Raw genomic sequence first — 17,445 nt, 5'->3', positions numbered from 1 at the left:
CCCACGCAGCCCCGGTCCCTCCCGGGCTGGCGCTCCGAGCCCTCCTGGTTGCCCCGCAGAGGGCACGGAGCGCATAGAGGATGAACAAGGCCCATTCTGGTCCAGCGGGATTGCAGGGCTGTTGATTCGCAGGGGATGGCAAGTTGCCGGAAGCCCGGTTACGGGCGTACCCCAAAGGGTCCACGCCTTCTGCGTTGTGCATGATCCAGCGGTGTCTACCGCCCCCGACAACCCCTGCGCCTTTCTCCGTGTCCGCTGTGCCCTATGTGGTGCGGCGATCAGACGAGCCACCTCGCCGGTCGCAGCCCGGATGGCGTTCAGCCCGGGACCGGCTCGAAGCTGATCAGCCGGTCCAGGCGCCACCATTGCCGCCGGCCCTCGGCGTCACGCAGGATCAGGTACTCCGCGCTGCGCCGGGTGCGCAAGTCCAGCGGCCGCACGATCGCGATGCGGTCCATCTCCCCGCGGCGCCAGTGCGTGCGCAGGGACTGACCGCGCAGGATGGCCAGCTCCAGCTCGGAATAGCGCTCGCAGTCGATCGGGGTATACGGTGGCGCCGCGCTCACTCGCCCTCCCGCTGGGCAGCGACGCGCGGAATCTCCTCGTCGCCGGCATCCTCGCGGCGGAACACGATGGGGGCACAGCACACCGCGCAGTCCTCGACCCATTCGCGGTCATTGCTGACCATGTCCACCGTGATCTCGCCGGGCTCGCCGCACCAGGGGCAGGCGAAACCAACAAACTCGACGGGACGCATTATCGACCCTCCTCCCGGCCCGCGGGCCAGGCTATCGGCGTGGCGATCGAGTCCTGCGGAGTCCCTTCCGGAAGAAAACGCTCCAGCACGTCATTGAGAAACGCCAGGCCCCGTTCCGTGGCCTGCAGGCGCTCCGTATCCGCCGCCAGCAGCCCGTCCGCGCGCAGTTCGGAAAGCGCCGGCTCGAGCGCCGCCAGCGGCAGGCCGCAATGCGCCTCGAAGCTCGCGGCCGGAACACCTTCCACCAGTCGCAGCGCGTTCAGCATGAACTCGAAGGGGCGCTCCGCCGTCGGCACGGTCTGATCGTTGTGCTGCAGCGGCCCGGCGAGATAGGCCTCCGGCTGGCGCGGCTTCACCCGCCGCAGGATCGTGCCATCGTGCACCTGCGTCAGCTTGCCGTGGGCCCCGGCGCCAATGCCGAGATAGTCGCCGAAGGTCCAGTAATTGCGGTTGTGGCGACATTCCTGCCCCGCGCGTGCATAGGCGGATATCTCGTATCGAGTATAGCCAGCCGCCGCCAGATGGGACTGGCCGCGGGTGAACAATTCCTCGATTGTGACGTCCTCCGGCAGTTCGGGTGGGCGCGCCGCGAACAGGGTGTTCGGCTCGAGGGTCAGCTGATACCAGGAGATGTGCCCCGGGTCCTGTTCGATGGCCGCCTGCAGGTCCGCCAGCCCGGCCGCCACCGACTGACCCGGCAGGCCGAACATCAGATCCAGATTGATCGCCTCGAAGCCGGCGGCCCGGGCATGTTCCACCGCGTCGCGGGCCTCGGTGGCGCCGTGGATGCGGCCCAGCCGGGCGAGCATCGCATCGTCGAAGCTCTGGACACCCAGCGACAGCCGATTGACCCCGGCCTCGCGGTAGCCGCGAAAGTAGGCGCGATCGGCGGTGCCAGGGTTGGCCTCCAGGGTCACCTCGCAGTCCGGGCGCAGCGGCAGGCGGGCACGCAGACCGGACATGAGAGCGTCCAGCGCCTCCGGCGGGAACAGGCTCGGGGTCCCGCCACCGATGAACACACTCTCCAGCCGCCGCCCCCATACATCCGGAAGTTGGCCCTCCAGATCCCGCAGCAGCGCCGCCACGTAGTCGTCGAACGGCGCCTCGCCGCGGGGCTCGTGGGAGTTGAAGTCGCAGTACGGGCACTTGCGCACGCACCAGGGCAGGTGCACGTACAGCGCCAGTGGCGGCGGGTGAGTCAGGGCGGAGTTCATGTGCGGAGCATAGGCGAGCCCCCGGGTGGCGTCGAAAGCACCCAGTCCCGTCATTGCGGCCTCCGACGCCTGGGCTTTCGCGCCGATCGCCACGGCGCTGCGCGCCTTGCGATGACGGTGACCGGAATCACGGTCATCGCGAGCGCCGCAGGCGCGCGGCGATCTCCCGGGCCGGACCCCGACGCGGGCCCGAATATGCGCCGGGGTGTCGTCGGGAGGTTGCCACGGCCCCTGCGGGGCCTCGCAACGACGGGCACAAAGACACCGTTATCACGAGGCGCGCAGCGCCGTGGCGATCTCCCTGGATGCGCCCCGGAGCCAGGCAGGACCGGGTGTCAGGCCGTCGGGTTGCCCATACGGTTGCGCAGGCTGGCCACGAGCTGTTGCAGGGCCTGGCCGCGGTGGCTCAGGCGGTTCTTGGTCGCGGGGTCCAGTTCGGCCGAGGTGCAGCCTTCCTCCGGAACGAAGAACAACGGGTCGTAGCCGAAGCCCTCGGCGCCGCTGGCCTGCTCGGCGATGCGTCCGGGCCACACGCCCTCGGCGATGATCGGGGCCGGGTCCTCGGCGTGTTCCAGGTACACCACCACGGCGCGGAAACGCGCACCCCGCTGTTCCGGTGGCACGCCTTGCAATGCCTCCATCAGCCGCGCGTTGTTGGCGGCATCGTCGGCGTCCGTACCGGCGTAGCGCGAGGAGTAGATCCCCGGCTGGCCGCGCAGGGCCTCCACCTCCAGCCCGGAGTCGTCGGCGATCGCCGGCAGTCCGGTGTGCCGGGCGGCGTTGCGCGCCTTCAGGATGGCGTTCTCCACGAATGTCAGGCCGGTCTCCTCGGCCTCGGGCACGTCATGCTCCGATTGCGGTTCGACCGCGAGGCCCAGCGGCTCCAGCAGGGTGCGGATCTCGCGCAGCTTGCCGGGGTTGCCGGTGGCCAGCACAACGCGTTGGGGTTCGCCGACCATCGCCCAAATCAGCCTTCGGCCAGAACGGCGCGCTGGGCGTCGCAGATCTCGCGGATGCCCTTCTCGCCCAGATCCAGCATCTGGTCCAGCTCGTCGCGGCGGAAGGCGTGGCCCTCGGCCGTGCCCTGGATCTCGATCACCCCGCCGGCCTCGTTCATCACCAGGTTCAGGTCGGTCTCGGCCTGGGAGTCCTCGTCGTAATCGAGGTCCAGCACCGGCGTGCCATTGAAGATGCCCACGGAGACCGCTGCCAGGTGCCCGTGCAGCGGGTCCTTGCGGATCAGGCCCTGTTCGCGTGCCTTGCGGATGGCATCGCGCAGCGCGACGTAAGCCCCGCTAATCGCGGCCGTGCGGGTGCCGCCATCGGCCTGGATCACGTCGCAGTCGACGATGATCTGGCGTTCGCCGAGGGCCTCGAGATCAACCGCGGCACGCAGTGAGCGGCCGATCAGGCGCTGGATCTCCATGGTGCGACCGCCCAGCTTGCCCCGGGCGGCCTCGCGCACCATGCGCTCGTGGGTGGAGCGCGGCAGCATGCTGTATTCGGCGGTGACCCAGCCGCGGCCCTTGTTCTTCAACCACGGCGGCACGCGCGACTCCACCGTGGCGTTGCACAGCACGCGCGTGTCCCCGAATTCCACCAGTACGGAACCCTCCGCGTGACGGGTGAAATGGCGGGTAAAACGCACGGGGCGCATCGCGTCGGCTGCTCGGCCACTGGGTCGCATGCTGTGATCCTTGCTAGATTTGAGAGGGGCGCAGTATACGGGCCATGAGTGTAGTGCGTCGCCCAGTGGGGTAACGCACTACACTCATGCCTTGCGCAGCAGGGACCGCAACGGGGGAATAATGATTACCAGCATGACCGGATTTTCCCGGCACGCCATCACCCTGGGCGGGGGCGTGTTCGACTGGGAGCTCAAGAGCGTCAATCACCGCTACCTGGAGCTGCGGATCCACCTGCCGGATCACCTGCGCTCGCTGGAGGCCGAGGTGCGTAAGCGCCTCAAGGGCCACTTGGCACGCGGCAAGGTGGACGTGGTGCTGCGCGACCGAGGCCAGGCGGACAACGCCCCGGAGGCCTTCGATCAGGAGCGCGCGCAGGCACTGATCGATGCCTGCGCGGCGATCGAGCGAAGGATGCGCAATCCGGCCCCGGTCTCGCCGCTGGACGTGCTGAGCTGGCCCGGCGTCCTGCAGGGCGCCTCGGATGCCGGCGAGGTCCTGGCGGAGCCGCTACTGGCCGGCTTCGACACCGCGCTGGAGGCCCTGGTCGCGATGCGTACGACGGAGGGGGCGGCCCTGGCCGATGGCATGCGCACGCGCCTGGAGGCCCTGGCGGAGCATGCCCGGACGGTCCACTCGCGGCGTCTGCCGATGCTCGACGAGCAGCGCGAACGCATCCTGGCGCGTATCCGCGAACTGGACCTGCACCTGGACCCGAAACGCCTGGAACAGGAGGTCGCGTTGCTGGCCCAGCGCATGGATATTGCCGAGGAGCTGGATCGCATTGACGGTCACGTGGCGGCCGTGCGCGAGATCCTGGACCAGGGCGGGCCCAGCGGTCGGCGGCTCGACTTCCTGATGCAGGAGTTCAACCGCGAGGCCAACACCATCTCCTCCAAGTCGCACGATCTGGAGATCACGCGTGCCACAGTGGAAATGAAGGTCCTGATCGAGCAGCTGCGCGAGCAGGTGCAAAACCTGGAATAACGCGATGCGCCGGTTTCGCCTGCGCCTGGCGATCTCGCGCCAGGAGATGGAGGACTACTACACTGGCCGCGCCGCAGTGGTCTTTGCGCAGGCCGACAGCGGCGAAAGCGTGCAATTCCCGGCGCGGCTGCTGCGCAGCCATCTGGATCAGCGCGGCGTGCATGGCGTGTTCGAACTGATTACCGGCGATGACTACAAGCTGAGGGAGTTTCGCCGTGTGTAAGGGAGGCGTTCATCAGCCTGCACAATCGGCGCGAGTGCCGGCCAGTACAGTGAGCGCCGTCTCTCTCAGGCCCTTGAAAACGCGGGAAGTGTCCCCTAACTGTAAGGGTGAGTCAGATGACACCCACACAGGAGGGAATGCCATGACCATGACCCGCTACGAACCGTTCAGCCTGCTCGGTCAACTGTCGCGCGAACTCGGTCGCATGCCGGACATGCCCGGCACCGAGGACTCCGCCGCGACCTCAGACTGGGCCCCCGCGGTAGATATCCGCGAAGAGACCGATGCCTACGTGCTGCATGCCGATATCCCCGGGGTAGACCCGAAGGACATCGAACTGCACATGGAGAATGGCGTGCTGACCCTGCGCGGCGAGCGCAAGCACGAAAGCGAGGAAGAGAAGGATGGCTACAAGCGCATCGAACGCGTGCGTGGCACGTTCTTCCGCCGCTTCTCGCTGCCGGATACGGCGGATGCCGAAAACATCTCCGCGCGCAGCGAGAACGGCGTGCTGGAGGTGCGCATCCCGAAGCAGGCCCGCGTGCAGCCGCGCCGGATCCAGATCGAGAACTGATCCGGCCTCACGTGCCCGGTGGGATGCTCGCCCACCGGGCGAGACACGGGCGCTGCCCCGGGTTCCACCCGCGGTGGCGCCCGTTTTTTTGAACCTAGGGAGGCACGGATCTTTTTCTGCGGCTCCTGTCTCCCGGAGTGACAGCCGCATCCCGGCTATCATGGGCTAGGGAAACACTGATCAATGTACACACTCGCGTTGGTACCCCAGGTTTTCCGAGACAAGGCGCGGCGTGCAGCGGGTAGTGGTTCTACCCGCAAGCGGCGCAACGCAGGATCGGGGAACCTGGGGTACCAACCCCGAAGGGGCTCGGCCGCTTTTGCGCGCGCACGGCGTTGCGGCTCCCTTGTGCAGAGTGACTGCACGGCAGTCGCCGCGCCTTGTTCGCACGCAAAAGCGACTCGAGCGCGAGCGTGTACATTGATCAGTGTTTCCCTAGGCGGGATCCGGGTGTCACCCGAGGACGCAGCCGCAACCGCTCGAGGAAAGCAATGGAATACAAGGACTACTACAAGGTCCTCGGCGTGAGCCGCGACGCGAGCCAGGACGAGATCAAGAAGGCCTACCGCAAGCTGGCGCGCAAGTACCACCCGGATGTCAGCAAGGACCCGGACGCCGAGACCCGCATCAAGGAGGTCAACGAGGCCTACGAGGCCCTGGGCGACGCGGAAAAGCGCAAGGCCTATGACCAGCTGGGCTCTAACTGGCGTCAGGGACAGGACTTTCGTCCGCCGCCCGGCTGGGACGGCCGGGCGCAATACGGCGGTGCCCGCGGGGGCGCCGATGCCGGCGGCTTCTCGGACTTCTTCGACTCGATCTTCGGCGGTGGCGGCATGGGTGGGGGGCGTCGCCGTGGCGGCGCCGGCTTCAACATGCGCGGCGCCGACCGCGAGGGGCGCGTGGACATCAGCCTGGATCAGGCGCTCAAGGGCACCGAGGTCTCGGTTCAGGATGCCGAGGGCCGGGTGCAGCGCGTGCGCATCCCCGCCGGGGCCAAGGATGGCTCGCGCCTGCGGGTGCGCGGCCAGGGCGACCCGGGCGTTGGCAGTGGTGGCGCCGGCGACCTGCTGCTGGAGATCCGGGTCAAGCCGGATAACCGCTACACGCTGGACGGTCGCAACCTCTACCGCGACATCCCGATCACCCCGTGGGAGGCCGCGCTGGGCGCGACGATCGAGGTGCCCACGCCGCATGGCTGGGTCAACCTGAAGGTCCCGGCCGGTACCCAGTCGGGTAAGCAGATGCGCCTGAAGGGCAAGGGACTGCCGGGCAAGCCACCGGGTGATCTCTACCTGAAGCTGCTGGTGCAGGTCCCGCCGGAGGACGAGGCCGGTGACTGGTACCGCAAGATGGCCAAGGAGTCGTCCTTCGCCCCGCGTGCCAACCTGGCGCCCTGATCGAGGCTCGCCCATGCGTCGGCTGGTTCCCCTTCTGATCCTGGCCCTGGCCCTGCTCGGGGCCGCACCGGCCGCCGCCCAGCTCCCGGCTGCGGTGGACGGTCAGCCCCTGCCCTCCCTGGCGCCCATGCTCGAGCGCACCATCCCCGGGGTGGTGAACATTGCCACCCGCGCGCGGGTGGTGGAGTCGGTCAGCCCGCTGTTCGACGACCCCTTCTTCCGCCGGTTCTTCGATGTCCCCGAGCGTTCGCGTGAACGGGAACGCCAGGGTCTGGGCTCCGGCGTGATCGTGGACGCCGCGGCCGGCACCATCCTGACCAACAGCCACGTGATCGCGCGCGCCGACGCGATCCTGGTCACGCTCTTCGATGGCCGCCAGTACGAGGCCGAGGTGGTGGGCACCGACCCGGCCACCGACGTCGCCGTGATCCGCATCGACGCGGAGGACCTGCAGGCGATCCCGCTGGCGGATTCCGACGCCCTGCGCGTGGGCGACTTCGTGGTCGCCATCGGCAACCCCTTCGGCCTCGGCCAGACGGTGACTAGCGGCATCGTCAGTGCCCTGGGCCGCAGCGGACTGGGTGGTGACGGCTTCGAGGACTTCATCCAGACCGATGCCTCCATCAACCCTGGCAACTCCGGCGGGGCGCTGGTCAACCTGCGTGGCGAGCTGGTCGGAATCAATACCGCCATTCTCGCGCGCGGCGGGGGCAACATTGGTATCGGCTTCGCGATCCCCGCCAACATGGCCAGCCAGATTCGCGACCATTTGCTGGCGGAGGGTCGCGTGGAGCGCGGCGCGCTGGGCGTGGAGATGCAGGATCTGACCCCGGCGCTGGCCCAGGCCTTTGAGTTGGATATTTCCCAGGGCGCCGTAATCACGCGGGTGGTGCGTGGATCCGCGGCCGAACGCGCCGGCCTCCAGAGCGGAGATATCGTGCTGCGGGCGGACGACCAGTCGGTGCGCAGCGCCGGCGACCTGCGCAACCGGCTCGGCCTGCTGCGCGCCGGTTCCGATGTGCGCCTGGATGTCCTGCGCGACGGGGCCGAACAGCGGATCGTGGCCCGCCTGGATCGCCCCGAAGAGCGGCGCATCGAGGGCGCGGCCGTGCATCCGCGGCTGGAGGGTGTTCGCTTGTCCGAGGCCACCGGGCGTGACGGGGGCAGTCGCGTGGCGGTGATCGCGGTGGAGCCCGGCACCCCGGGGGCGCGCGCCGGTCTGCGCGCGGGCGACGTGCTGCTGGCCATCAACCGCCAGCGCATCCAGCGCCTGTCCGACCTGCCGCAACGACTGGTCGCACACCAGACCCTGGAGCTGCAACTGCGTCGCGGCAACCAGACCCTCTTCCTCACCCTGCGCTGAAGACCGGCCGTGTTGCATTGCGCCCAAGGCCGCGCGCAACTCCGTCACCCGGCGCACCCCCGTGTCCACTGTTAAGCCGGCCTTATCCTCCGGCCCACCCCGTCATCCCGGCCGGAGCGAAGCGGAGAGCCGGGATCTCCCGCGCTGGAGCCTCCGCGGACGCCCGGCTCATCTCCGGCGGTGGCGATCCCGGATAACCGCTGTGCGGTTTCCGGGATGACGATGTGGGGGCGGCCGGGATGCCCCATGTCCTGAGCTGGGCCCCGTGGGAGCCTGCAAGCAGATTCCTACAAGGGGTGCGAACAGGGTGGCGGGGTTCAGAAACCGGGGGTGTTTTTCTCCACCCAGCGGTCGGTGCCGTCGGCCAGGGTCTCGCGTTTCCAGAACGGGGCCTCGTGCTTCAGGCGTTCGAGGATGTCACTGCAGGCGTCGCGGGCGGCGATGCGGTGGGCGGACCAGGAGGCCACCAGCACCAGGGCATCGCCGGGACGCACATCGCCGACGCGGTGGGCCACATGGCAGCCCAGCAGCGGCCAGCGCGCCTCGGCCTCGGCGACGATGCGCTCCAGCTCGCGCTCGGTCATCCCCGGATAGTGCTCCAGGAACAGGCCGGTCACGTCCTCGTCTTCGTTGAAGTCGCGCATGCGGCCGACGAACACGCTGGCCGCGCCGCGGGCGTTCGCCGGGATGGCCTGTTCGGCCTGGCGGACGACCTCCCAGGGATCGAAATCGCCGGTATAGATCTCGACCGCCACCCTAGCCCCCGGTGACCGGCGGGAAGTAGGCGACCTCGTCGCCATCGCGCACCGGGGTCTCCAGGCTCGCCTGTTCCTGGTTGACCGCGGCCATCAGGCGTTCCGGGGGGGCATCCTGGTGCAGGTGCCGCCACAGCTCGCCGACGGTCAGGCCTTCTCCGGGCAGGGCCACTTCTTCGCCCTGGCGGCCCAGTTCCTCGCGCAATCGCGCGAAATAGTGAACGCTTACGGTCATTCCGGCCCCTGTAAAGATAACTGCGAGTCAAGCATTATAGCCGGCATGAACGAATTCACTCACTTCGATGCCGAAGGCCATGCGCACATGGTCGATGTTGGCGAAAAGTCCGTCACCCATCGCGTGGCGATCGCCGAGGGCCGGATCCACATGCAGGCGGACACCCTGCAGCGCATCCGCGAAGGCCGCCATGCGAAAGGGGACGTCCTGGGTATTGCCCGCGTGGCTGGCATCATGGGGGCCAAGAAGACCGGCGACCTGATCCCGCTTTGCCACCCGATCGGACTGACCCGGGTGGCCCTGGAGCTGGAGACGGAAGACACCGCCGTGCGCGTGCAGGCCACCTGCGAGGTGCACGCCCGGACCGGGGTGGAGATGGAGGCGCTGACCGCCGTGTCCACCGCGCTGCTGACGGTCTACGACATGTGCAAGGCCGTGGACCGCGGCATGCAAATTGATGGTGTTCGCCTGCTCGAGAAACGCGGGGGCCGCAGTGGCACCTGGCGGGCCGAACCGAAAGGAGATTCCGAATGAAATGGATCAAGCGCCTGCTGGGCCTGATCGCCGTACTGATCCTGCTGGCCATCATCGTGGCCGCCTACCTGCTGATCACCTTCGATGCCAATGACTACAAGGAGCGCATCGAAGCGGAGGTGCAGGAAGCGACCGGTCGCGAGCTGACCCTCTCCGGGCCGATCGGCCTGACCCTGTTCCCCAGCCTTGGGCTGCGTCTGGAAGAGGTGCGCTTCGGCAATGCCGAGGGCTTTGGCGACGAGCCGTTCGCCGAGGTCGACGTGGTGGATGTTGCGGTGGCGGTGATGCCGCTGCTGCGCCGCGAGCTGGAGGTCCAGCGCGTGCAGGCCGACGGTGTGCGCCTGAACCTGGCGCGTGACGAACAGGGCCGCAACAACTGGGACGACCTGCTGGATCACGCGGGCGCTGCCCGCGACGACGCCGTGGGCGCGGATGACGACGAACGCACCACGACCGAGACCCGGCTGGCCCTGCAGCGCATCGACGTGGCCGGGATTTCCCTGACCAATACCCGGGTGCACTGGGATGATCGCGAGACCGGCATGCAGGCCACCCTGGACCCGTTCGAGCTGCAGATTGGGCGCTTCCGCCCGGGCGTCGAGACGCGGCTGGATCTGGAAGCGGTCGTGCGCGCCGAGGGCGGCGATCTGGCCGAACCCGTGGAGCTCGCGCTCGACCTCGGCGGGCTGATGAACGTCGACCTGCTCAACGAGCGCTACTCCGTGCGTCGTCTGAACGCCACCCTGGGCCTCGACGGTGGTGGCTTGCCGCGCGCCGTGGGCATGACCCTGGAAACCGATGTCGCCCTGGAAATGGCCGACGCGATGTCCCTGCGCCTGGAGCGTCTGACGCTGGGTGTCGCCGGCGTGCGCATGACCGGGTTTGCCGAGCTGTCCGAGCTGGATGGCGAGCAGCCGCAGATCCGCAGCGAGATGCGCACCAACACCTTCAACCTCAAGGACGTGTTGACCGACCTGGGAATGGACGCCCCCAAAACCAGCGATCCGGATGCCCTGGCCCGGGTTGCCCTGGACCTGTCCGCCCACGGCAGCTTCCAGGCGTTGAACATGGACCCGTTCCTGATCACCGTGGATGACGCCATGCTGAGCGGTTCCGCGGGCTGGGATGGTCGCGGGGAACGCCCGCTGATTACCTTCGATGTCTCCGGCGAGCGCCTGAATCTCGACCGCTACCTGCCGCCGGAAGTGGAAGAGGCCCGCACGGAAAACGGCAATGGCAATGGCGAAGCCGACGAGGATATCGCCATCGAGTTGCCGCTGGAGGCCCTGCGCAGCGTCGATGTGGATGGCAGCGCGGCGCTGGGCCGCCTCGACGTGATGGGCATGGTCCTGCGCAACATCGAGCTGCAGATCCGCGCCGAGGCCGGTGACTGGAATATCCAGCCCCTGAATGCCGAGGCCTACGGCGGCGAGCTGAGCAGCCGCCTGCGCCTGGATGCGCGCCACGATGCCCCGCGCTACGAGCTGGCGGCCGACCTGCAGGCCCTGGATATCGGGGCCCTGCTGGAAGACTTTCAGGGTGACGATGCGCGCCTGATGGGTACCGGCAACCTGGAGCTGGACATCGCCACCCGGGGCGAGCTCCTGAGCGAGCTGAAGGGCGCCCTGAACGGCTCCGGCAACATGCGCTTCGAAGATGGCGCGGTTCGCGGCATCAACGTGGCCCAGATCATCCGCCGGGCCGAGGCGCGCCTGCGAGGCGAGCAGCTGGAAGAAGACGAGCCCAACCAGACCGATTTCAGCGAACTGACCGGCAGCTTCACCATTCGCGACGGCATCGTGCGCAACGAGGACCTGGCGGCCAGCTCGCCCCTGCTGCGGGTGAGCGGCGAAGGCCAGGCCGACCTGAACGACGACACCCTCGACTACCGCGTGAATACCACCGTGGTGGGTACGCTGGAGGGCCAGGGCGGCCGGGAACTCGACGATCTGCGCGGCGTGATGCTGCCGATCCGCATCAGCGGCACGTTCACCGACCCGAGCTTCCGTCTCGACCTGGAGGATGCCCTGCGGGACCGCTACGAGGACGAGGTCCGCGAACGCGTGCAAGAGGAAGAGGATCGTGTCCGCGAACGCCTGGACGAGGAAGAGGAACGCGCCCGCGAGCGCATCGAGCAGGAGTCCGACCGGCTCCTGGATCGCTTCCGCAGTCGCTGATCACCCGCGGTGCCCGCCCCCGCGGGTGCCGCCATGTTCGATTCGCCCATGAACGCCTTCGCCGAGCGGCTGCTCGCCTGGTTCGATCGCCACGGTCGCCAGGACCTGCCGTGGCAGCATCCGCGCACGCCCTATCGGGTGTGGGTCTCCGAGATCATGCTGCAGCAGACCCGGGTGGAGACCGTCGTCCCCTACTTCCAGCGCTTCATGGAGCAGTTCCCCGACGTGCAAAGCCTTGCCGCGGCCCCGCAGGACGCCGTGCTGCACCAGTGGTCGGGGCTGGGCTACTACGCCCGTGCACGCAACCTGCATCGGGCCGCGCAGGTGGTGGTCGAGGACCACGGGGGCGTGTTCCCCTCCGATCGCGAGGGCCTGGAACAACTGCCGGGCATCGGGCGCTCCACTGCCGCCGCCATCATCGCCCAGGCGCACGATGCGCCCGAGGCCATCCTGGATGGCAATGCCAAGCGCGTACTCGCCCGTCACGCGGCGATCCACGGCTGGCCGGGCAGTACCGCCGTCCAGCGTGAACTGTGGGCCGAGGCCGAGGCGCGTACCCCTGCCACACGCTGCGCGGATTACACCCAGGCGATCATGGACCTGGGCGCCCTGCTCTGTTCTCGCAGCCGCCCCGCCTGTGAGGCCTGCCCGGTGCACGCGGACTGCGGCGCCGCGCAGCAGGGCCTGACCGGCACGCTGCCTTCGCCCCGGCCGCGGCGCGATCTGCCCACACGCACGCGCTGGGCCGCCTGTCTGCGGGCACCGGAGGGTATCGCGTTGATCCAGCGCGAACAGGACGGCATCTGGGGCGGGCTCTACAGCCTGCCCGAGGCCGAAACCGCCGAGGCCCTGGAAGACTGGGTGCTCGTCCAGTGGCCCGGCGCCACCCCGTCCGGTGCCGATCACGGGCTCCAGCACAGCTTCAGCCACTACCGCCTGGATCTGCGCATTCGGCCCTTCGACCTCCCGGCTGGCGCGTGTGGGATCATGGAAGGCAGCAGGGTGATTTGGTATAAACCCGGCACATCACGGGCGGTCGGCATCCCGGCCCCCATCCAGCGTTATCTGCACGACGACAAGGATCCCGGCAATGGCACGAACCGTTAACTGCGTGAAACTCGGCAAAGAGGCGGACGGGCTCGACTTCCCGCCCTATCCCGGCGAGATGGGCAAGAAGATCTACCTGAACGTGTCCAAGGAGGCCTGGCAGGCCTGGCTGAGCCACCAGACCATGCTGATCAACGAATACCGCCTGACCCCGGTCGACCCCAAGGCGCGCAAGTTCCTCGAAGAGGAAATGGAGAAGTTCCTGTTCGGCGACGGTTCGGAAAAGCCGGAAGGTTTCGTCGACCCGAACGCCTCCTGAGTCGCAGTTTTCCGCGGCTCGTATCGATCTGGCAGCCCCGCGCGCTTGACGTGGGGCCGCCGGACGGCTTTAATACCGCCCTTCGTCCGCAGGACGATTCCCCCGAAGTATGGCCGGGTAGCTCAGTCGGTAGAGCAGGGGATTGAAAATCCCCGTGTCGGCGGTTCGATTCCGTCCCCGGCCACCATTATTTTTCAACGGCTTACGCGGTATTCCCCGCAGACTCGCCGTGCCCCTCCTCGCTCTATGTAAGCAGCTTCGGCTCATCAGCACCGGCTTAGGCGAAGCTATCGGCGCACCAGCCAGTTCACCAGAACCGCAGCGAAAAAGACTGTCAGTCCCACCATCACCGACATGGGCAGACTGATCGCCCATTCCAGAACTCGAGAAAGCCCGGCCCAGCCCTCGATCTGTAGGGGCTCCGGCGGGTCCAGGCCAATGAACTCGAGCGCGTTGCGGAAGGGGAGCGGTAGCCATTCCCCTTCTCGAAGCCAGTGCCACACTTGAAACGCGAGCACGCCCGCAAACCAGAGCAAGCCGAAGATTAAAGCAATAGAGACCAACGCAGCCGCGGCCTTGTCCCAAACGTCCTCAACCGGTGGTCGCGTCTCGTAACCCATCCTGTTACCCGCCTACGACGCGATGCTTGGCGCTGCTTCCTCCAGCACCCCGGCCAGCCGGTCGGCGGTATGCGCAACCATCTTCAGCAGCGCGGCGGTGTCGGGGTCGGTATGGCTGGCAATCGCCTTGCACCCGGTGCGGATCTCCAGGGCCAGGTCCCGAGCATCCTCCAGTTCCAGAAGGTGCAAGGTTTGGGTGATAGCATCAGTGTTGCTCATGGCGTCTACTCCTATGCAGTGACGTTGTGGGAAGTGCCCGGGGCAGTTGCAGCTACCCCGGGTGCGTTTTTAACGTAGCACCGGGGTTGCACCGGTGCCAGTGCTGGGCTTGGGGGGGGGATATGTTTGGGATGAAATGGATAAGTTCGGCTTGCATGGGCGCAGTACTGCTTGGCTGCGCGGTATCCGCACCGGCGGGCGAGTTCGAGTTGTTACGTGGGTTGGCAGCTTATTTAGATGGAGATTACCCGCTGGCATACGAAGAGTTCCGCCCGCTAGCGGAACAAGGAGACAAAGTCGCACAAGAAAGACTCGGGTGGCTGTACGACAACGGTCTGGGCATTAGCCAGGATCACGCCGAAGCTGCCAAGTGGTATCGACGAGCTGGCGAACAAGGAAACTGGGACGCGCAAAGCAAACTCGGTTTGCTGTACTACCAAGGCCGTGGCGTCCCCCAAGATTACACTGAAGCCGCCAAGTGGTCTCGAAAAGCGGCGGAACAAGGGAGCGCGGCTGCACAGTATATGCTGGCGGTCCTCTATGGTCTCGGTCAGGGCGTCTTGCAAGACCAAGTTCGCGCTCATATGTGGGCGAACATCGCAACCGTAAACGGAGGACCAAACAGCCCCGAGCTCAGGGATATCAGGGATAAATTTGCTCGCGAAATGACCCGCGACCAAATCGCCGAAGCCCAGCGCCGAGCTCGCGAGTGCATGGAGTCCAACTACACCAACTGCGACTGAGCCGCTCCGCTAACCATCTCCACCGTCGCCGCCCCCATCGGGCGCCTTCAGTTCGCCATCCACCACCGCCCGTAAGCGTCCAGCGAAATACCTTCTTTTCGTCGTCCCGCCGCGGGTCCGATCATGAAGCCGAGTCCAGTTGGGGAGGAACGGCATCATGGGTTGGAGGCGACGGAGTCGGGAGGAGTGGCAGCGGTTGGTATCGGGTTGGCCGCGTAGCGGTCTAGCCCAGGGAGTGTATTGTGCGCAGCACGGGATCTCCGTCGGCAGCCTGCAGCGCTGGCGGCGGCTCCTGGATGCGGAAGCGGCGACGCCGCGAACGGAAGGGAGCGCCGCGACCGAGTTCGTGCCGGTGACGCTGGTGGGCGATCCGCCGCCCGCGGCGGCCGGTGGGCACCGGGGGTCGGACCTTTAGGAGGTTCGACGGATCAGTAAGATAAAGCCTGTGGGGCGGTGAATTGGGGCCTTAGAACGGCAATTTGGGGCCGGGAACGTGGTTGTAAGGGGCGGGGTCTTCGGCGAGGTGGTAAGCATCGGCGTCGTTGCGCACAGAGCGATCGACGGCACGGATGCCCAACTGTACGTGGATTGTCCGCACGAACGGTTCGCTTCCCACGGCGAGCGCCTGCGTCCAACGATCATCCCGAGCGGCTCGGTCGTTATGTAGCGCATCGTCTACCCACCCTCGATGGGTGTCGGCGAGGGACTGAAGCGTAGGCAGGCCGAGGGCCCGGGCCAGTGCCTCGCGGTCGATGATGCGGTAGCGCCGGGGCGGGAGCTGGATCTCGTGGTAGCCGGATACGAGCCACTCGGAGGGGTGTTGGACGGCGCCGGCGCGGACCATGTTGAGGTCGATGTACACGAGGCAGCGGGCGAGGTGATCGCCCGTTTCGACGGCGGTGGCGTGGTAGCGATCCTCCCAGAACGCACCCTTGCGATTTTTTCTGCGGTTGTAGGCTTGGGCGGTTCGCCCGGCGATCAGGCGCATGGCAGCCGGGATCTCGTTGCGTCCGGTATCGCGTACCAGGAGGTGGATGTGGCTGGACGTGACGATGTAGTTGAGTACACAGAGGTCGTAGCGTTTGCGGCTCTCGAACAGCCATTGACGCCAGCACAGGCGGTCGCGCTGGAACTTCAGGATGAAGTCCCTACGGTGGAAGCGATGGGTGATGTGCCAGACGTGGCCCGGCGCGAAGTAGCGGTTGGCACGCGGCATGGGTTCCCTCCCTGGAACAAGCCATTTGGCGGTCGAAATGGGCAGTTTAAGCGCCCGGAAACGGGCTTTGAAAGCGGTAGGTGCTTGACTCTTGGGAGGACCGAGAGGTCCGACCCCGCGTCAGGATAGCTGAATCCTCCGACTGTTGGAGAATCCGTGGTCGTCTAGAACTTCTGCGAAGGAATCATAGCTTCCACGAAATACGGTAACCGTCGCTTTCTCTGCCGGTTCGCTCATCAGAATAAGCCTCTAAAAATGTCGTGAACCATAACGCCAAACTCAGCGGCGAAGCCTTTGGCGAGTCCCCTGTATTTGCTTGTTAAATGACTCATTTGCTACACCAAAATATAAGCTTGTCCCACTTGCGAACTTAAATACCGAAAGCCTATATAAGTTTCGAAGCAGTTTTGGCGCATCGGCTTGATGATCATCGAGATCTCTTACTATCTCGGAATATAGCTTGAAAGCCTTTTCTTGCCTTTCCAGGCTCTTTTCGATGAGGTCGCAGCTCCTAGCCACAAACGCAGTATTTTTTATTTCGCTATTGTTCCCAGCTTGAGAGAGTCGTTCTAGTTCATCAATTAGATGCTTGCTTTCGACGTTTTCTGGCTCAGAATGGGCTATGCAAACTGTACCTGGACACACATATGTGTATGCACTATGCCCCACTAATTTATGAGGCTGACAGAAATTGGAATTCGGGACAAATGATTGATTCTTGTGAACGTTCCAGAATTCTCCTTTAGTGTGAAATACTGGGCTCGCGTAAGTGACAACACCTTCATTTCCCACGCTTGACTCGAGGGCCTCCAGCGTCTTCTGTTGGTGGTCGAGCACTTTGTATCGGTAGTACTCGTGCCCCCAGGAATCCCATTCTGACGCGGTTTCTTTGATCATACGCTCGGGTCTTTTATGCTGCACAAATGCATTAAATTTGAACTTTGGAAGATCATTATCGAACGCTTCTTCTAGTGCATAGACATCTCTTGGAAAATACAAACCATTCAGATAGTTTCTGAAGAACCGTCTGTACCAAGGATAGCCGCCTAAGAAATGGCGCCAAAAATCCCTATTGCGAGTAAATAGTGCCGCATCAAACCCTAGAACATTTTCAAGGTGTTGACCCGGTGGAAATATCAGGTTACTTCCCTGCAGCAACTCAATATTCAGGTGTTGCTCGTACTGCTTCTCTTCAAATTCTGCGAGCAAGCTAGGAACTCCTTACCATTTAACAGCAGATTAGACAGAATCTATCATATTGGTGATATGCGGTTTCTGCATAGTATCGTGGGGGGCCTCTTGTGGCTGTACGCTGTCACGGGTTAAACCATTCTTTTATCATGGTATTGGCGGTTGCGTCGAGTGTGGGGGTGCTACACG

The 17,445-nt window shown here is 65.7% G+C and carries 21 protein-coding genes and 1 tRNA gene; 11 read left to right on the top strand and 11 right to left on the bottom strand.

Translation table 11 applies throughout. The features are described from left to right. Positions 1-317: 317 nt before the first annotated feature. The 5 genes from G333_RS0103430 to rph all read right to left on the bottom strand — a co-directional run bounded on the left by G333_RS0103430 (position 318) and on the right by rph (position 3,658). Complete coding sequence (locus G333_RS0103430; RefSeq protein WP_018168682.1) at positions 318-566, bottom strand: transcriptional antiterminator, Rof; 249 nt, start codon at positions 564-566, stop codon at positions 318-320. Beyond that, entirely contained in the window at positions 563-757 is a 195-nt protein-coding gene (locus tag G333_RS0103425; protein WP_018168681.1) for a CPXCG motif-containing cysteine-rich protein, read from the bottom strand. The genes G333_RS0103430 and G333_RS0103425 overlap by 4 nt, the downstream gene beginning before the upstream one ends. Further along, complete coding sequence (gene hemW, locus G333_RS0103420; protein WP_019563035.1) at positions 757-2,025, bottom strand: radical SAM family heme chaperone HemW; 1,269 nt, start codon at positions 2,023-2,025, stop codon at positions 757-759. Before hemW ends, G333_RS0103425 begins: the two co-directional genes overlap by 1 nt. A 281-nt stretch (positions 2,026-2,306) precedes the next feature. Beyond that, on the bottom strand, positions 2,307-2,930 hold the full coding sequence (gene rdgB / locus G333_RS0103415; RefSeq protein WP_019627686.1) for an RdgB/HAM1 family non-canonical purine NTP pyrophosphatase: 624 nt from the start codon (positions 2,928-2,930) through the stop codon (positions 2,307-2,309). Between the two features lie 8 nt (positions 2,931-2,938). Then, a complete protein-coding gene (gene rph / locus G333_RS0103410) occupies positions 2,939-3,658 on the bottom strand; it encodes a ribonuclease PH (RefSeq protein WP_018938668.1) in 720 nt (239 codons plus the stop codon). A gap of 121 nt (positions 3,659-3,779) precedes the next feature. On the opposite strand from rph, the gene G333_RS0103405 reads away from it, so the two are divergent. The 5 genes from G333_RS0103405 (at position 3,780) to G333_RS0103385 (ending at position 8,200) form a co-directional block, all read left to right on the top strand. Next, positions 3,780-4,643 (top strand): YicC/YloC family endoribonuclease, encoded by an 864-nt coding sequence (locus tag G333_RS0103405; RefSeq protein ID WP_026340871.1) that lies wholly within the window; start codon positions 3,780-3,782, stop codon positions 4,641-4,643. 4 nt (positions 4,644-4,647) lie between these two features. Then, positions 4,648-4,866 (top strand): DUF2835 family protein, encoded by a 219-nt coding sequence (locus G333_RS0103400; protein ID WP_019627684.1) that lies wholly within the window; start codon positions 4,648-4,650, stop codon positions 4,864-4,866. 142 nt (positions 4,867-5,008) lie between these two features. After that, a complete protein-coding gene (locus tag G333_RS0103395; protein ID WP_019627683.1) occupies positions 5,009-5,440 on the top strand; it encodes an Hsp20/alpha crystallin family protein in 432 nt (143 codons plus the stop codon). A 491-nt stretch (positions 5,441-5,931) separates the two neighbouring features. After that, the gene (locus G333_RS0103390) at positions 5,932-6,837 is read left to right on the top strand and encodes a DnaJ C-terminal domain-containing protein (RefSeq protein WP_018144871.1); all 906 of its coding nucleotides are present in this window, start codon (positions 5,932-5,934) and stop codon (positions 6,835-6,837) included. 13 nt (positions 6,838-6,850) lie between these two features. Continuing rightward, the gene (locus tag G333_RS0103385) at positions 6,851-8,200 is read left to right on the top strand and encodes a Do family serine endopeptidase (RefSeq protein WP_019627682.1); all 1,350 of its coding nucleotides are present in this window, start codon (positions 6,851-6,853) and stop codon (positions 8,198-8,200) included. 317 nt (positions 8,201-8,517) lie between these two features. Here the strand turns inward: G333_RS0103385 and G333_RS0103380 are convergent, their stop codons facing one another. Next, a complete protein-coding gene (locus G333_RS0103380; RefSeq protein WP_019627681.1) occupies positions 8,518-8,955 on the bottom strand; it encodes a molybdenum cofactor biosynthesis protein MoaE in 438 nt (145 codons plus the stop codon). 1 nt (position 8,956) lies between these two features. Then, positions 8,957-9,190 (bottom strand): molybdopterin converting factor subunit 1, encoded by a 234-nt coding sequence (gene moaD / locus G333_RS0103375; RefSeq protein ID WP_018144868.1) that lies wholly within the window; start codon positions 9,188-9,190, stop codon positions 8,957-8,959. 45 nt (positions 9,191-9,235) lie between these two features. Between moaD and moaC the strand changes: the two genes are divergently transcribed. From moaC to G333_RS0103350, 5 genes are all read left to right on the top strand, one after another. Next, positions 9,236-9,724 carry a cyclic pyranopterin monophosphate synthase MoaC gene (moaC, locus tag G333_RS0103370; protein ID WP_018938673.1) on the top strand — a complete coding sequence of 163 codons (489 nt, stop codon included), beginning with the start codon at positions 9,236-9,238 and terminating at the stop codon, positions 9,722-9,724. Next, the gene (locus tag G333_RS0103365; RefSeq protein WP_019627680.1) at positions 9,721-11,901 is read left to right on the top strand and encodes an AsmA family protein; all 2,181 of its coding nucleotides are present in this window, start codon (positions 9,721-9,723) and stop codon (positions 11,899-11,901) included. Before moaC ends, G333_RS0103365 begins: the two co-directional genes overlap by 4 nt. Positions 11,902-11,949: 48 nt before the next feature. Next, positions 11,950-13,008, top strand: a complete 1,059-nt coding sequence (mutY, locus tag G333_RS0103360; RefSeq protein WP_026340870.1) for an A/G-specific adenine glycosylase — start codon at positions 11,950-11,952, stop codon at positions 13,006-13,008. Beyond that, the gene (locus G333_RS0103355) at positions 12,992-13,267 is read left to right on the top strand and encodes an oxidative damage protection protein (RefSeq protein WP_038032041.1); all 276 of its coding nucleotides are present in this window, start codon (positions 12,992-12,994) and stop codon (positions 13,265-13,267) included. The genes mutY and G333_RS0103355 overlap by 17 nt, the downstream gene beginning before the upstream one ends. A 111-nt stretch (positions 13,268-13,378) precedes the next feature. Continuing rightward, positions 13,379-13,454: transfer RNA gene (locus G333_RS0103350), tRNA-Phe, on the top strand. A 100-nt stretch (positions 13,455-13,554) separates the two neighbouring features. Here G333_RS0103350 and G333_RS0103345 read toward each other — a convergent pair. Next, positions 13,555-13,887, bottom strand: a complete 333-nt coding sequence (locus tag G333_RS0103345; protein WP_019627678.1) for a hypothetical protein — start codon at positions 13,885-13,887, stop codon at positions 13,555-13,557. A 12-nt stretch (positions 13,888-13,899) separates the two neighbouring features. Continuing rightward, entirely contained in the window at positions 13,900-14,106 is a 207-nt protein-coding gene (locus tag G333_RS0103340) for a hypothetical protein (RefSeq protein WP_018880186.1), read from the bottom strand. A gap of 131 nt (positions 14,107-14,237) precedes the next feature. Here G333_RS0103340 and G333_RS14575 point away from each other — a divergent pair, with 131 nt between their 5' ends. Then, positions 14,238-14,849 (top strand): tetratricopeptide repeat protein, encoded by a 612-nt coding sequence (locus tag G333_RS14575; protein ID WP_196800515.1) that lies wholly within the window; start codon positions 14,238-14,240, stop codon positions 14,847-14,849. Positions 14,850-15,315: 466 nt separating this feature from the next. Here G333_RS14575 and G333_RS0103320 read toward each other — a convergent pair whose 3' ends face one another. Continuing rightward, the gene (locus G333_RS0103320) at positions 15,316-16,065 is read right to left on the bottom strand and encodes a transposase (protein ID WP_019627675.1); all 750 of its coding nucleotides are present in this window, start codon (positions 16,063-16,065) and stop codon (positions 15,316-15,318) included. A 279-nt stretch (positions 16,066-16,344) separates the two neighbouring features. Continuing rightward, positions 16,345-17,274, bottom strand: a complete 930-nt coding sequence (locus G333_RS15030; RefSeq protein WP_155986104.1) for a hypothetical protein — start codon at positions 17,272-17,274, stop codon at positions 16,345-16,347. Between the last annotated feature and the right edge of the window lie 171 nt (positions 17,275-17,445).

It is taken from the genome of Thioalkalivibrio sp. AKL10, assembly GCF_000381845.1.
Classification (GTDB): Bacteria; Pseudomonadota; Gammaproteobacteria; order Ectothiorhodospirales; family Ectothiorhodospiraceae; genus Thioalkalivibrio; species Thioalkalivibrio versutus.
This window is presented reverse-complemented; position numbering and strand designations above follow the sequence as displayed.